Annotated in this window: 14 protein-coding genes; all 14 read left to right on the top strand. The window is 69.5% G+C overall.

Annotated features, from left to right (window positions below):
• Positions 1-78 precede the first annotated feature (78 nt).
• The 14 genes from HCR68_RS08815 to HCR68_RS08750 all read left to right on the top strand — a co-directional run bounded on the left by HCR68_RS08815 (position 79) and on the right by HCR68_RS08750 (position 14,990).
• Positions 79-822, top strand: coding sequence for a hypothetical protein (locus HCR68_RS08815; RefSeq protein ID WP_167148663.1), 744 nt, complete (start codon positions 79-81; stop codon positions 820-822).
• Positions 823-826: 4 nt separating this feature from the next.
• Positions 827-2,110 carry a PrsW family intramembrane metalloprotease gene (locus HCR68_RS08810; protein ID WP_208320545.1) on the top strand — a complete coding sequence of 428 codons (1,284 nt, stop codon included), beginning with the start codon at positions 827-829 and terminating at the stop codon, positions 2,108-2,110.
• A 183-nt stretch (positions 2,111-2,293) separates the two neighbouring features.
• Positions 2,294-3,196 carry a pyridoxal 5'-phosphate synthase lyase subunit PdxS gene (gene pdxS / locus HCR68_RS08805; RefSeq protein WP_279586981.1) on the top strand — a complete coding sequence of 301 codons (903 nt, stop codon included), beginning with the start codon at positions 2,294-2,296 and terminating at the stop codon, positions 3,194-3,196.
• 95 nt (positions 3,197-3,291) lie between these two features.
• Positions 3,292-3,927 (top strand): NUDIX domain-containing protein, encoded by a 636-nt coding sequence (locus HCR68_RS08800; RefSeq protein WP_167148705.1) that lies wholly within the window; start codon positions 3,292-3,294, stop codon positions 3,925-3,927.
• A gap of 31 nt (positions 3,928-3,958) precedes the next feature.
• Complete coding sequence (gene pdxT, locus HCR68_RS08795) at positions 3,959-4,657, top strand: pyridoxal 5'-phosphate synthase glutaminase subunit PdxT (protein ID WP_208320547.1); 699 nt, start codon at positions 3,959-3,961, stop codon at positions 4,655-4,657.
• A 43-nt stretch (positions 4,658-4,700) separates the two neighbouring features.
• Positions 4,701-5,465, top strand: coding sequence for a YebC/PmpR family DNA-binding transcriptional regulator (locus HCR68_RS08790; RefSeq protein WP_167148657.1), 765 nt, complete (start codon positions 4,701-4,703; stop codon positions 5,463-5,465).
• A 70-nt stretch (positions 5,466-5,535) separates the two neighbouring features.
• Complete coding sequence (locus HCR68_RS08785) at positions 5,536-6,141, top strand: crossover junction endodeoxyribonuclease RuvC (RefSeq protein WP_279586982.1); 606 nt, start codon at positions 5,536-5,538, stop codon at positions 6,139-6,141.
• 115 nt (positions 6,142-6,256) lie between these two features.
• On the top strand, positions 6,257-6,913 hold the full coding sequence (gene ruvA / locus HCR68_RS08780; protein WP_167148655.1) for a Holliday junction branch migration protein RuvA: 657 nt from the start codon (positions 6,257-6,259) through the stop codon (positions 6,911-6,913).
• Positions 6,906-7,946 (top strand): Holliday junction branch migration DNA helicase RuvB, encoded by a 1,041-nt coding sequence (gene ruvB / locus HCR68_RS08775; RefSeq protein WP_167148653.1) that lies wholly within the window; start codon positions 6,906-6,908, stop codon positions 7,944-7,946. Before ruvA ends, ruvB begins: the two co-directional genes overlap by 8 nt.
• 174 nt (positions 7,947-8,120) lie before the next feature.
• Positions 8,121-8,495, top strand: a complete 375-nt coding sequence (gene yajC, locus HCR68_RS08770) for a preprotein translocase subunit YajC (RefSeq protein WP_167148651.1) — start codon at positions 8,121-8,123, stop codon at positions 8,493-8,495.
• 231 nt (positions 8,496-8,726) lie between these two features.
• Positions 8,727-10,865: a protein translocase subunit SecD gene (secD, locus tag HCR68_RS08765; RefSeq protein ID WP_167148649.1), complete on the top strand. Its 2,139-nt coding sequence runs from the start codon at positions 8,727-8,729 to the stop codon at positions 10,863-10,865.
• Positions 10,862-11,965 carry a protein translocase subunit SecF gene (gene secF, locus HCR68_RS08760; RefSeq protein ID WP_167148647.1) on the top strand — a complete coding sequence of 368 codons (1,104 nt, stop codon included), beginning with the start codon at positions 10,862-10,864 and terminating at the stop codon, positions 11,963-11,965. Before secD ends, secF begins: the two co-directional genes overlap by 4 nt.
• Entirely contained in the window at positions 11,962-12,519 is a 558-nt protein-coding gene (locus HCR68_RS08755; protein WP_208320544.1) for an adenine phosphoribosyltransferase, read from the top strand. Before secF ends, HCR68_RS08755 begins: the two co-directional genes overlap by 4 nt.
• Positions 12,520-12,662: 143 nt before the next feature.
• Complete coding sequence (locus HCR68_RS08750; RefSeq protein WP_167148645.1) at positions 12,663-14,990, top strand: bifunctional (p)ppGpp synthetase/guanosine-3',5'-bis(diphosphate) 3'-pyrophosphohydrolase; 2,328 nt, start codon at positions 12,663-12,665, stop codon at positions 14,988-14,990.
• The last annotated feature ends 3 nt before the right edge of the window (positions 14,991-14,993 follow it).

Genomic DNA, 14,993 nt, shown 5'->3' with positions numbered 1-14,993 from the left:
ATCAGAGCGTCACACAGCGCACGAGCCGAATCGGCGACGACCGACGCAGACCATCTCAGGAGTGATGAGGGACCGACCATGGCAACCATGACGACAGCCATGACTGAGGCGATCGGCCTTCCGGCAGGCACAGCCATCCCGACGCTGTCCTGGACGGCACCCGCCGCGATGGTGCCGGTGTGGAGCGTCGTCGTGCTGCTCGTCGGACTGGCCGTGGCCATCGGGTGGGCCCTGTACGCCAGGGCCGTCCGCGTGGACCGGCTGCACCGGCAGGTCCTGGGATCGCGGGCCACCCTCGAGGCCCAGCTCGTTCACCGGGCCGAGGCCGCGGCGGAGCTGGCCACCACCCGGGCCCTGGACCCGGCCTCCGGGCTTCTGCTCAGCCGAGCCGCCCGGGAGGCGCTGGATGCCGAGGGCCCCATCGTCGACGACGGCCTGGACACCTCGCCGCGCCTCGATGCCGCTGCGGATCCCGTCGGCGGTGCCGCAGCCGTGCGAGCCGCGCGCAGCCGGGCCCTCATCGAGTCCGATCTCAGCCGGGTCCTACGCACGGTGGTCTCCGAGTCCGCCCGCCGGGACCTGTCCGAGGACCCGCTGAGCGTGCCCGCGCTCAGCCGGTTGGACCGGGCCTGCTCCCGCCTGGTCCTGGCCCGAAGGTTCCACAACACCCATGTCAGCGAGGCTCAGGCGCTCAGGAGCCGGCTGCTCGTTCGGGTGTGCCACCTGGCCGGGCGCGCTCCCATGCCCCAGACCTTCGACGCCGACGACGACACCACCCCCGAGGTGCAGCCGGCCCATGACGACGAGGTGCAACCGAGGTGAACCGATGAGCACGACTCCCAGCCCCTGGGCGCCCCGCCCCGGGTACCAGCGCTCCAGCGCACTGCCCCAGACCTCCGCCGACCCCAGTCCGCTTCCCGGCACGGGTCGGCGCTACCAGGTTCACCGGGAGAGTGCTCCCTTCGCCCCGGCAGGGCAGCCCGGTCAGCAGGCTGCGCCGGCCTGGACCCGCCCCGGTCCCCACTCCGCGAGAAGGACGGGCGAGCTCATCGCTCGTCTGGTTCTCGCCTCCATCGGGGCTCTTCTCATGATCGTCGTCATCTGGGTCGCCTCCCAGTCGGCCTCGGACTCCTCCGTGCTGTCCGCGGCGATTCTCCTGGCACTGATCCCCCTGGGGCTCGTGCTCGTCGTCGTGTTCTGGATCGACCGTTGGGAGCCCGAGCCACTGCCGACCCTCGTCGTGGCCTTCCTGTGGGGAGCCGGTGTGGCCACCGCCATCTCCATGCTGGTCAACACCACCGTGCTCTATGCCGCGGCCGAGTCGACGCTCAGCCTGGAGGGGGCCTTCCAGATATCCGCGGTCGTCTCGGCGCCGCTCATCGAGGAGACCACCAAGGGTCTCGGTGTCCTCATCATCTTCCTCATCTGGAGGCGCACCTTCAACGGCGCCATTGACGGAATCGTCTACGCCTCCGTCGTCGCCGCGGGCTTCGCCTTCGCGGAGAACATCGGGTACTTCATCAACTACTGGGACTCCATCACCACCGTCTTCATCGTCAGAGGCGTGTTCTCCCCCTTTGCGCACGTGACCTTCACCGCCTGCACGGGCCTGGCCATCGGGATGTCCTCACGGCGCCGTTCACCGGCCGCCTGGGTCTGGATGACCCCCATCGGCCTGGTCTGCGCGATCATCCTCCACGCCATCTGGAACGGGGTCATTTCCTCCGCCGGAAGCCCTCTGGTCATGTTCTTCCTGGTGGATCTTCCGGTCTTCATCGTCTGCATCGGGATCGTGGCGTGGCTGCGGTGGGCCGAACGCATGACCATGCGCAACCGACTCGACGACTATGCCCGCGCAGGCTGGTTCGCACCGGCCGAGGTCCAGATGCTCACCACTGGCGGGGGACGCAAGGCGGGTAAGCGCTGGGCCGCCACCCGGGGCCCGCAGGCGGTGTACGCGATGAACGTCTTCCAGAAGAGTGCGGCGGAGCTCGCCCAGCTGCGCCAGCAGGCCGTGGACGGCCATGCCCAGGTCGACTTCTCCACCAAGGAGACCGAGCTGCTCGACCGCATCACCTCGGCGCGCCGCGCCTTCATCGGAGCGGCGTAGGAACCGGGCGGAAGCCACTGGGAGCCGGCGGGCCCGTGTCGACGCCTCGGGTCTCACGGCGTGAGCGCGTCGGGTCGCCCGCGGGCCGAGTAGTAGCATGCGTGGCGTCAGCATCTTTTCACGGAGCCGTCGATCCTGCCCCGGCACGGGCGCGGGTGACGGCCCATGGCCCGAGGACCACGATTGAGCACAGAGCAGACCACCCCCAGCACCGGCACCCTCACCGTCAAGCGCGGCATGGCGGACATGCTCAAGGGCGGCGTCATCATGGACGTCGTCACGCCCGAGCAGGCCCGCATCGCCCAGGACGCGGGAGCGGTCGCCGTCATGGCCCTCGAACGCGTCCCCGCGGACATCCGCGCCCAGGGAGGCGTGGCCCGTATGAGCGACCCCGACCTCATCACCGGCATCATCGAGGCGGTCTCCATCCCGGTCATGGCCAAGGCCCGCATCGGCCACTTCGTGGAGGCCCAGGTCCTCCAGAGCCTCGGCGTGGACTACATCGACGAGTCCGAGGTCCTCACCCCGGCCGACTACGCCCACCACATCGACAAGCAGGCCTTCACCGTCCCCTTCGTCTGCGGAGCCACCAACCTGGGTGAGGCGCTGCGCCGCATCACCGAGGGAGCGGCCATGATCCGCTCCAAGGGCGAGGCCGGCACGGGAGACGTCTCCAACGCGGTGACCCACATGCGCACGATCCGCGACGAGATCCGCCGCCTGACCTCGCTCCCCGAGGACGAGCTCTACGTGGCCGCCAAGGAGCTCGCCGCCCCCTATGAGCTCGTCGCCGAGGTCGCCCGCACCGGGCACCTGCCCGTCGTCCTGTTCACCGCCGGCGGCATCGCCACCCCGGCCGACGCCGCCATGATGATGCAGATGGGGGCCGAGGGCGTCTTCGTAGGATCAGGCATCTTCAAGTCCGGGGACCCGGCCAAGCGCGCCGCCGCAATCGTTCGGGCCACCGCCCAGTTCGACGACCCCGACGTCGTCGCCGAGGTCTCACGAGGCCTGGGAGAGGCCATGGTCGGCATCAACGTCGACGAGATCCCCGAACCCCACCGCCTGGCGGAACGCGGCTGGTGACTGAGTCTCCGGGCAAGGCCGCTTCCGCAGCCGGTTCCCAGGGCGACGGCTTCCCAGGGCTTGCGGGACGGCTGACCACCGATGGCCGACACCCGGTGCTCGTGCCTGAGGACTGGGGTCGATACCTCGATACCTCGGAGTGGGCTCTGGGCAGTGACGGTCTTCCCTTCAGGACCGCTGCCCGGGTCCTGGTCGTCACTCAGGACTCCGACGTCCTCCTCCTGGAGGGACACGACGCGGCCGACCCGGATCACAGCTGGGTCTTCACCCCGGGCGGAGGACTCCGCCCCGGCGAGGACCCACGGGAAGGCGCCGCGCGTGAGCTGGCCGAGGAGTCCGGGATCGGCGTCGTGCCCACTGATCTCGAGGGCCCCGTCGCCCACCGGGAGGCGATCTTCCGCTTCGCCACCGTCACCTGCCGCCAGGACGAGATCTTCTTCCTCCTGCGCCTTCCCGACAGATGCGCTGTCGGGAAGGAGGGCTGGACCGCGCTGGAGCGCGACGTCGTCGACTCCATCGCCTGGTGGAGCCCCCAGGAGCTGCACTCCGCCCAGGAACGAGGTCAGGAGATCTACCCGGTGCGCCTGCCTGCGCTGCTGGGGGAGCTCGCCGCCGGCTGGAGCGGCAAGATTCTCGACCTCACCGATCCGGTGGACGCCGAGGTCCTGGCCCAGCTGACGGCGCACCCTCGCCAACGTCCCGAACCGCTCAGCAAGGACCCCGATGACTAGCCCGAAGCACCCCTACCGCCGAGCCCAGACGATGGACACGCGTCACCCCCGGGCGCTCTTCCCCGCGATCGCTCCGGCCGACTCCCGTCCCACGATCGGCGTCCTGGCGCTCCAAGGCGACGTGCGTGAGCACTCCTTGGCCCTGGAGGCGGCAGGGGCGCGCCCCGTCGTCGTTCGCCGCTCGGCTGATCTGGGCGATGCCCCGGGAGACCGGCTCGATGGTCTGGTGGTCCCCGGCGGTGAGTCGACGACCATGAGCACGCTGCTGAGCTCCTTCGGCATGCTCGAGCCGCTACGCGAGCTGATCGCTCAGGGCCTGCCCGCCTACGGATCGTGCGCCGGGATGATCCTGCTGGCCGATCGCGTCGAAGGGGCGGAGGCAGGACAGGCCCTTCTGGGCGGCATCGATATGACCGTGCGCCGCAATGCCTTCGGTCGCCAGGTGGACTCCTACGAGGAGGACCTTGTCGCTCCGGCGCTGGGGGCCGGACAGGACCGGCCGCTGCACGCCGTCTTCATCCGGGCGCCATGGGTGGAGGAGGTGGGGTCCGGCGTCGAGATCCTCGCCACGACCCGCGCGGGACGCGCGGCTGGGGTCAGCGGGGCCGACGGCGGTAGGATCGTCGCGGTTCGTCAGGGGACCCTGCTCGCCACGTCCTTCCACCCAGAGGTCGGAGGCGACCACCGGGTCCACGACGTCTTCGTCTCCATGGTGACGCGCCGCGCCTGACCGCGCCGGCTGCGCCCTCATTCTCGACTCCCAAGGAGCACATATGTCGGGTCACTCCAAGTGGGCCACCACCAAGCACAAGAAGGCCGCGATCGACGCCAAGCGCGGCAAGCTCTTCGCGCGTCTCATCAAGAACATCGAGGTCGCCGCCCGCACCGGCGGAGGCGACCCGACCGGCAACCCCACCCTGTTCGACGCCATCCAGAAGGCCAAGAAGAACTCCGTGCCGGCCGACAACATCACCCGCGCCGTCAAGCGCGGCAGCGGCGAGGAGGCCGGCGGGGCCGACTGGCAGACCATCATGTACGAGGGCTATGGCCCCGGCGGCGTCGCCTTCCTCGTCGAGTGCCTCACCGACAACCGCAACCGGGCCGCCTCCGACGTGCGCGTGGCCTTCTCCCGCAACGGCGGCAACCTGGCCGACCCCGGCTCAGTGGCCTACAACTTCACCCGCAAGGGCGTCGTCGAGGTCGCCAAGGCCGACGGCGTGGACGAGGACTCCATCCTCATGGCCGTCCTGGACGCCGGTGCCGAGGAGGTCGAGGACATGGGGGAGTCCTTCGAGATCTACTCCGAGCCCGGTGACATCGTCGCCGTGCGCACCGCCCTGACGGAGGCCGGGATGGACTACGACTCCGCCGAGGTCCAGTTCGTCGCCGGCACCAAGGTCGAGGTCGACGTCGACGGCGCGCGCAAGGTCTTCCGTCTCATCGATGCCCTGGAGGACTCCGACGACGTCCAGAACGTCTACACCTCCGTGGATCTCAGCCCCGAGGTGGCCGCCGAGTTCGCCAGCGACGAGGACTGAGCCCCTGGGCGCCGCGGGCTCCCGGTCGCGCTCGGCTCGAGCAGTCGTCGCCCAGCAGCGGGTCCTCGGGATCGATCCCGGGCTGACCCGCTGCGGCCTGGGGTGCGTGGACATTGACCCCCGCCGCCAGGTCCGCCTGGTGGAGGTCGGGGTCGTGCGCACCCCACCGTCGCAGAGTCCCGAGCTGCGGCTGCTGACCATCACCGAGGCCATCGAGGACTGGATCGCCCGCCTGGGCCCCTCCGTGGTCTCCATCGAGCGGGTCTTCGCCCAGGACAACCTGCGCTCCGTCATCGGGGTCGCCCAGGTGATGGGCACCGCGATGGCCACCGCCGCCCGCGCGGGCCTGGAGGTCGCCCAGCACACGCCCAGCGAGGCCAAGGCCGCCGTCACCGGGTCGGGGATCGCGGACAAGACCCAGGTCCAGACCATGGTCACCCGCATCCTCGGACTTGACGCCCCGCCCCGACCGGCCGACGCCGCCGACGCCCTCGCCCAGGCGATCTGCCACGGCTGGCGCGGCGGCGGGACGGGGACCGACGACGCCACTGAGATGGTCTCGGCCGGGGGAGCGGTACGCGTCTCCGCCCGCACGCCTGCCCAGCGCCAGTGGGCCGCCGCCCAGGCCGCCGCTCGGCGCACCGGCGCCGTCGACCCGCGGCGGGTGCGGCGCTGACGGCGATGGCAACCACGGGCTGCTAGGATCCGAACAGCTGTTCGAGTCCGTCCGCGTCTATCTCAGTCTGCCTGAGTCCGTCCGACTCACCGAGAACGTCCAGGAGAAGCTGCCCATGATCGCCTCGCTGCGCGGCACTGTCCTCAGTGTCGGCCTGACCGGCGCCGTCATCGAGACCGGTGGTGTCGGCATGAGCATTCAGGCCACCCCCACCACGTTGTCCGGCCTCAGGGTCGGCCAGGAGACCCTCGTTCACACCGAGATGGTCGTTCGCGAGGACTCACTGACGCTGTTCGGATTCGCCGACGCCGACGAGCGGGACAGCTTCCGCACGCTCATGAGCGCCAAGGGAGTCGGAGCCAAGTTGGCGCTGGCGATGCTGGCGGTCCACACCCCCAACACGCTCCGGCGCGCCATCGCCTCCCAGGACGTCGCGGCCCTCACCCGGGTGCCCGGGCTCGGCCCCAAGGGCGCCCAGCGCGTCATCCTGGACGTGGCCGACAAGCTCGGTCCCGTCACCGGCGACGATCTCGACACCGCGTCGCCGGTCTCGCCGGATGCGGGGGGAGGGAATCCGCAGACCTCCTTGGACGGCGCGGTGCCCAACGCCGACGTCGTCGCCGCCCTGGTTCAGCTCGGCTGGAACGAGGCCAGCGCCGGCCAGGCCGTGGCCGCCGTCGAGGCCGACTACGCCGAGGCCGGTGAGAGCCCCGACATGGCGGTTCTGCTCCGGGCCTCCTTGAGATGGTTGGGGGGCGGGCACCGTGGCTGATGCGGGGCAGGACGGCCAGGAGCGCCTGGTCGGCGGCGGTGCCGACGCCACCGAGCGGGCCGCCGAGGCGGCTCTGCGGCCCAAGCGCCTGGAGGACTTCACCGGCCAGGAGGTGGTACGCGGTCAGCTCTCGGTGGTCCTGCGCTCCGCCCTGGCCCGCGGAGTGACGGCCGACCACGTCCTGCTGTCCGGTCCGCCCGGGCTGGGCAAGACCACCCTGGCGATGATCATCGCCGCCGAGGTGGACGGCTCCCTGCGCCTGACCTCCGGGCCGGCCATCCAGCACGCCGGAGACCTCGCGGCCATCCTGTCCTCCCTGGAGGAGGGCGACGTGCTGTTCATCGACGAGATCCACCGCCTGGCCCGCACCGCCGAGGAGATGCTCTACCTGGCGATGGAGGACTTCAGGGTTGACATCGTCGTGGGCAAGGGGCCCGGTGCCACCTCCATCCCCCTGTCGCTGCCGCCCTTCACCGTGGTCGGTGCCACGACCCGAGCGGGTCTGCTGCCCGCCCCGCTGCGTGACCGCTTCGGCTTCACCGGGCACCTCGACTACTACGGGCCGGGCGAGCTCACCCGGATCCTCACGCGCAGCGCGGGTCTGCTGGGGGTGAGCCTGGAGGCGGACGCCGCCAAGGAGCTGGCCTCGCGCTCGCGCGGCACCCCTCGCATCGCCAACCGGTTGCTGCGCCGGGTCCAGGACTGGGCGGAGGTCCACGGACGGCCCGGTCGGCTCGACCTGACGGCGGCCCGCGGCGCCTTGGACGTCTTCGAGGTCGACGCCCTGGGGCTGGACCGTCTTGACCGTCAGGTGCTCGAGGCCCTGTGCACCCGATTCGGGGGCGGCCCGGTGGGGCTGACGACGCTGGCGGTCAGCGTGGGGGAGGAGCCTGAGACGGTGGAGACCGTGGCCGAGCCCTACCTCGTGCGTGAGGGGCTGGTCGTGCGCACCCCGCGGGGAAGAGCGGCCACGTCGGCGGCCTACAGCCATCTGGGTCTTGAGCCCCCTGCGGACGGAGCACTGTTCTCCTGACGAACAACCGGGTAATGTGATCATTTCGTGACCGGTTGGTACCCAGTTGTGCCCGACCACTCGCCAGCGGTAGGTAACGCTCCTGCCCACGTGCCCTAGACTCACCAGTGCTGGCCTGTGACAGCCGTGGGTCCGCATCAGCCGAGACTGCCTAGTCGAAACGGAGAAGCCTCCATGCCGTCGTATTTCCTCTGGATCATGCTCATCGGGATGGTCCTGATGATGTGGTTCGTCAGCCGTAGGCAGCGCGCGATGCAGGAGGAGCAGCAGCGCCGTACGGAGAAGGGGCTGGTGCCCGGGAACTGGGTGCGCACCATTGGCGGCTTCTACGGGACGGTCGTGGAGGTCGACGGTGACGTGGTCACGCTGGCCACGCCCCTGGGCGATGAGACCCTGTGGAGCAAGCGGGCCATCGCCGCCATCGAGGAGCCTCCCTTCGGGTCCGCCGGTGCCCACGAGGAGCCTGAGGACCACGAGGAGCCGGAGGCCGAGCAGGCCGACGACGACGCCCGCGAGTCCGAGCAGGACACGACCGAGTCGCAGTCCTGACATCGTCCGGCTGCCACCTCGCTCACCGGTCCTCGGTCCGGTCGCGAACCAGGCACCCCACGACGTCGGGCGGCTGAGGCCCCGCTCCCCGAGAGGACCCCGGCCCGGTCGAGCAGATCTGCTCCGTCGCTCGGAGACCACCAGTCCAGGTTCGTTGCCCCACGGCGCCAACCCCGCACTCACCCCGCCATCGGGTCACCCCCGAACCCACCCCACCCAGGAAGGGACCACGTGTCCAGCAAGCAGCGAAAGCGCCCCGGGCGCCGCCTCCTGATGTTCATCCTCGTCCTCGTTATCGGCTTCGGTGCGCTGGTGGCGGGAACCATGAGGCACAAGGCGTCGCTGACGCCCGGCCTCGCCCTGGACCTCGAAGGCGGCACCCAGATCATCCTGACGCCCACGACCTCTGACGGCTCGTCGATCAGTGACAACGATGTCGAGCAGGCCATTGAGGTGATCCGCCAGCGCGTGGACGCCTCCGGCGTCTCCGAGGCCCAGATCTCCCGTCAGGGCGGACAGAACATCGTGGTCTCGCTCCCCGGAAAGCCCAGCCAGGCGACACTGGATCTGGTGCGGACCTCCGCCGTCATGTACTTCCGACCGGTCATCCGCATCCTGCCTGGCAGCGCCCAGCAGGCGGCCAAGAACATCGCCAGCCAGAACCCCTCCGCAGTGGCGACACCCGCTCCTACGGATCAGCCCACGGCTCAGGCCGAGGCCCAGCCCGACCCGGCTTCCGGTGATGAGGCCGCCCAGCCGGCCGAGGACTCGGCGAACAGCGAGAGCGGCTCGAGCGAGGGGGAGCAGGCCACCGGCCAGGAGGGGCAGGACGGCGCTTCGGCCGAGCAGCCCGCCGCCACCTCCCAGCCCACTGCCGAGTCCGCCGCGCAGCCCAGGACCCCCGAGGAGATCGCCAAGCAGCTGGCGGACGTCAACCAGGACGGCGTCATCTCCTCCGACCCGCTGCCCGCCACCTCCCAGGACAACTCCTCCGACTCCTGGATCACTGAGCAGCTCCTCTACGACGGCTACATGACGGACTGCTCCGACCCGAAGAACCTCACCGGTCAGACGCAGGACCCCAAGGTCGCCGTCATCTCCTGCTCCAAGGAGGCCGGCTCCCAGCAGCACGGCGCCTACATCCTCGGCCCGGCCGATATCACCGGCACCGAGCTCAAGAGCGCCAACTCGGGTCTGGAGACCGACTCCCGGGGGCAGACCACGAACAAGTGGGTCGTCTCACTGGCCTTCAACCCTGACGGCACCCAGAAGTTCTCCGACCTGTCCAAGCGCCTGCTGGCCTACCGGGACCAGGCCGGCGCCGCCGGCGCCCAGGGCGCTCAGTCCCAGCAGGCCCAGAACAACCAGGCCAAGGCCCAGTTCGCCATCGTCCTGGACGGACTGACGATCATGGCCTCAGGCTTCAACCAGGACGTCCACTCGCCGATCACCGACGGGCGGGTGCAGATCACCGGCGGCTTCAACCAGAACCAGGCCAACACGCTGGCCAACCAGCTCTCCTTCGGTTCGCTGCCGCTGAGCTTCACGGTCCAGTCCGAGCAGCAGATCTCCGCCACCCTGGGCACCGAGCAGCTGCGCAATGGTCTGATCGCCGGCCTCATCGGCTTCGGACTCATCATCCTCTACCTGGCCTGGCAGTACCGCGGTCTGGCGGTGGTGGCCGTGGCCTCGCTGGTGGTGGCCGCGGTCGGTACCTACCTGGTGATCGCCGCGCTGAGCGCCACCATGGGATACCGCCTGTCCCTGGCGGGCGTGGCCGGGCTCATCATCTCCATCGGCATCACGGTGGACTCCTTCATCATCTACTTCGAACGCGTGCGCGACGAGGTACGTCTGGGGAGAACCCTCAAGACGGCGATCGACGAGGGGTGGAAGCACGCCAGGCGCACGATCCTCGTCTCCGACGCCGTCAACCTCGTGGCCGCGATCGTCCTGTACTTCCTCGCCGTCGGCGGCGTCCAGGGATTCGCCTTCACCCTGGGCGTCACCACCTGCGTGGACCTGGCCATCATCGTCTTCTTCACCCACCCGTTCATGGAGTGGATCGTCCGCTTCCGCTTCTTCGGTGAGGGGCACCGGCTCTCCGGCCTCGACCCCGAGCACCTCGGGGCGACGTCGGCATCCACCTACGGCAAGGGACGCGAGGCCGTGGCTGACCGTGTGACCGGCTCCTTGGCACGTCGCAAGGCCGAGGCCCGCAGGGCCGCCGACAGTCCGGACAACGCCGCAGGCGAGTCCGCTGACGGAGCCCTCGACGACGCAGACGATGCGGACGACGCAGCTGAGCAGGAGGAGGATGACGCGGTCGATGTCACGGCCGGCGACGGAAAGGACGGTGAGACGAAGTGAAGTCTCTCGCCACGCTCGGTAACGAGCTCTACTCGGGCAAGACGTCCATTCCCTTCGTCGCAAGGCGGCGGATCTGGTACCTCATCGCCGTCGCCGTCATCGCCGGCTCGGCCACGCTCCTGGCCACCGTGGGACTCACCCCGGGAATCGACTTCAAGGGCGGTTCGGAGATCACGGTGACGGGTCTGTCCTCACCATCGGAGCGCCCCGCCAACGAGGTCCTGTCCAAGGACGACCTCACGGACGGCTCCTCGGTGACGACCATGGGCTCCTCCTCGGTGCGGGTGCAGACCAACCAGCTGAGCAAGGAGCGCCTCGAGTCGCTGGCCGGCGAGCTCGCCAGCGCCTACGAGACCGACGCCTCCAACGTCTCGGCCACGACCGTGGGGCCGACCTGGTCCTCCGACGTCACCAAGAAGGCGGCCCGCGGCCTGGTGCTGTTCTTCCTCTTCGTGGGGCTGCTCATCTGGGCCTATTTCCGCACCTGGAAGATGGCGGTGGCGGCTCTGCTGGCCCTGTGCCACGACATCGTCGTCACGGTGGGCATCTACGCCCTGTCCGGTTTCGAGGTCACCCCGGCCACGATCATCGGCGTGCTGACGATCCTGGGGTACTCCCTCTACGACACGGTGGTGGTCTTCGACAAGATCCGTGAGAACACCGAGGGCTTCGAGGCCCAGAGCCGATCGACCTACGCCGAGCTCGCCAACCTCGCGGTCAACCAGACCTTCATCCGCTCGATCAACACCTCGGTGGTCGGCGTGCTGCCGGTGGCCTCGCTCCTGGTCGTCGGCGCCTTCATCCTGGGGGCCGGGACCCTGCGCGACATCGCCCTGACCCTGTTCATCGGCATGATCGCGGGCACCCTGTCCTCGATCTTCCTGGCCACCCCCCTGCTGGTGGACCTTCGCTCGCGCGAGAAGCGCATCAAGGACCACGACGCCAAGGTGGCGGCGGCTCGCCAGCAGCGCCGTGAGGAGGCCGGCGACGACGTCGAGGAGCTGGCTAAGATCGATGCGGCCCCGGCCGCCTCTCCCGTCACCCCCGGTCACCACCTCGGTGTGGCGGCTCAGCCCAAGAGGAAGAAGAAGCGCAGATGACCACCTCAGTGGCCCACTCCGAGACGGTTCCCGAGTCCCTGACCAGGCTGGTGATGAGCCACCTGCGGGAGATTCCCGACTTTCCCGAGCCCGGGGTGCTCTTCCGGGACATCACCCCGCTCCTGGCAGACGGACAGGCGTTCTCCGAGCTCGTCGACGGACTGGCTGACCACTACCGCGGTCGTATCGACGCGGTGGCGGGCCTGGAGTCCCGCGGCTTCATCCTGGCGGCGCCCCTGGCGGTCAGGCTCGGCATCGGCATGATCACCGTGCGCAAGGGCGGCAAGCTGCCCGGACCGGTCATCGGTGTGGACTACTCCCTGGAGTACGGCACGGCCCGTATGGAGCTGCGCCCCGAGACCATCACCCAGGGCTCGCGCGTCCTCGTGATCGACGACGTCCTGGCCACCGGTGGGACCGCCGCGGCGTCCATCTCCCTCATCGAGCAGGCCGGTGCCACGGTGGAGGCCATCTGCATGCTTCTCGAGCTGGCCGATCTCGGCGGTCGGCACCAGCTTCAGGGGCGTGAGGTCGACTCGATCGTCATCTTCTGACGCGGTTCCGGCTCTCAGGGCGGCGGCTGGAGGCTTGCGACGGCTGATTCCGGTGCGGTGTCGCGGCCCTGACGGGCACGACACCGCAGGTGTACCGGCAGTGCCGGCGGGCCCCTGTGCGCAGGCCGCTATATGATGCGTCAATGACGGAGACGAAGAGCACCACAGGCACGGCAGGTGACAGTGTTGTCCCCGGCTCGCGCGTGCGCAGCCGCCTGGCGTGGTTCGGCTCGCGCGGACACTCCACCCCGGCCGCCATCGAGCCGCTGCTGCGCGCAGTGCGCGCCAATCACCCCAAGGCGGACACGAGCCTCATCGTGCGTGCCTACGAGGTCGCCGAGAAGGCCCACGCCGGCCAGCGGCGCAAGTCCGGGGAGCCGTACATCACCCACCCGGTCGCGGTGGCCACGATCCTCGCCGAGCTCGGCATGACGGCCCAGACCCTGGCTGCCGCCGTCCTGCACGACACGGTTGAGGACACCGACTACACCCTCGACCGTCTGCGCGCCGACTTCGGCGACGAGATCACCCTGCTCGTCGACGGCGTCACCAAGCTCGACAAGCTCCAGTACGGGGAGGCCGCCCAGGCCGAGACCGTGCGCAAGATGATCATCGCGATGTCCAAGGACATCCGCGTCCTGGTCATCAAGCTCGGCGACCGCCTGCACAACGCCCGTACCTGGAAGTACGTCTCCGCGGAGAACGCCGCCCGCAAGGCCAAGGAGACCCTGGAGATCTATGCGCCCCTGGCCCACCGCCTGGGAATGAACACGATCAAGTGGGAGCTGGAGGACCGTTCCTTCAAGGCGCTCTACCCCGGCGTGTACGAGGAGATCGAGCACATGGTGGCCGAGCGGGCCCCGGCTCGTGAGGAGTACCTGCGCCAGGTGCGCCTCCAGATCGAGGAGGACCTGCGGGTCAACAAGATCAAGGGGGCCGTCACCGGCCGGCCCAAGCACTACTACTCGATCTACCAGAAGATGATCGTTCGGGGTAAGGACTTCGACGACATCTACGATCTGGTGGCGGTGCGGGTCATCGTCGACACCGTCCAGGACTGCTACGCGGTGCTCGGTTCCCTGCACTCGCGCTGGACCCCCATGAGCGGGCGTTTCAAGGACTACATCGCCGTTCCCAAGTTCAACCTCTATCAGTCGCTGCACACGACGGTCGTGGGACCGGACGGAAAACCGGTGGAGATCCAGATCCGTACCCACGAGATGCACCGCATGGCCGAGTACGGCGTGGCCGCGCACTGGCGCTACAAGGAGGACCCCAACGCCTCGGGTCCCAGCGCCCTGGGGGGCAGACCCGGAGACTCCGACCAGGGCGACATGGGCTGGCTGCGTCAGCTCGTCGACTGGCAGAAGGAGACCCAGGACCCCTCCGAGTTCCTCGATGCCCTGCGTTACGAGATGGCCGGTGACCAGGTCTACGTCTTCACCCCCAAGGGCGATGTCCTGGCGCTGCCCGCCGGGGCCACCCCCGTGGACTTCGCCTACGCCGTCCACACCGAGGTCGGGCACCGCACGGTGGGCGCACGTGTCAACAGCCGCCTGGTGCCCCTGGACACCCGTCTGGAGAACGGCGACACGGTGGAGGTCTTCACCTCCAAGGCCATCAACGCCGGCCCCTCGCGCGACTGGCTCACCTTCGTCGGATCCACCCGTGCCCGCAACAAGATCCGCTCCTGGTTCTCCAAGGAGCGCCGTGAGGAGGCCATTGAGGAGGGCAAGGGCGCCATTGCCCGGACGCTGCGCAAGCAGAATCTGCCGATCCAGCGTCTCATGAGCCACGAGACCCTCCTGAACGTGGCCAAGACCCTCGACAAGGTCGACATCGACGGCCTCTACGCGGCCGTGGGCGAGGGGCACGTCTCCGCCCAGCACGTCGTCGACACCCTGGTGGCAACCATGGGCGGGGAGGACGGGGCCGAGGAGACCCTCGCCGAGGGAGTCCTACCCACTCGCGCGACGGCGCACCGTCGCCCGCGCACGGCCGATGCCGGTGTCGTCGTCGCCGGCATGGAGGAGGGCGACGTCTACGTCAAGCTGGCGCGTTGCTGCACCCCCATGCCGGGCGACCCCATCGTCGGCTTCATCACCAGGGGCTCAGGCGTCTCGGTGCACCGGGCGGACTGTCAGAACGTCGATCAGCTCCAGCGCGAGCCCGAGCGGCTCATCACCGTCTCCTGGGCGGACCACGCCCAGTCCGCCTACCTGGTCCAGGTGGAGGTCGAGGCCCTCGACCGCGGGGGTCTGCTCGCCGACGTCACCCGGGCGCTCGCCGACAGTCACGTCAACCTGGTCAGCGCCAACATCGCCACCAGCCGCGACCGGGTCGTCACCGGGCGCTTCGTCGTCGAGCTGGCCGAGGTCGGCCACCTGGACCACACGCTGGCGGCCCTGCGGCGCATCGACGGCGTCTTCGAGGCGCGCAGGAGCCTGTCCGCAGCGCGGCGCTCCAGCTGAGCC

Origin of the sequence: Actinomyces sp. ZJ308, from assembly GCF_011752065.1 — a bacterium.
In the GTDB taxonomy this organism is placed as follows: Bacteria; Actinomycetota; Actinomycetes; order Actinomycetales; family Actinomycetaceae; genus Actinomyces.
Note: the sequence above shows the minus strand (reverse complement) of the source record. Positions and strands in the feature narration are given on the sequence as shown.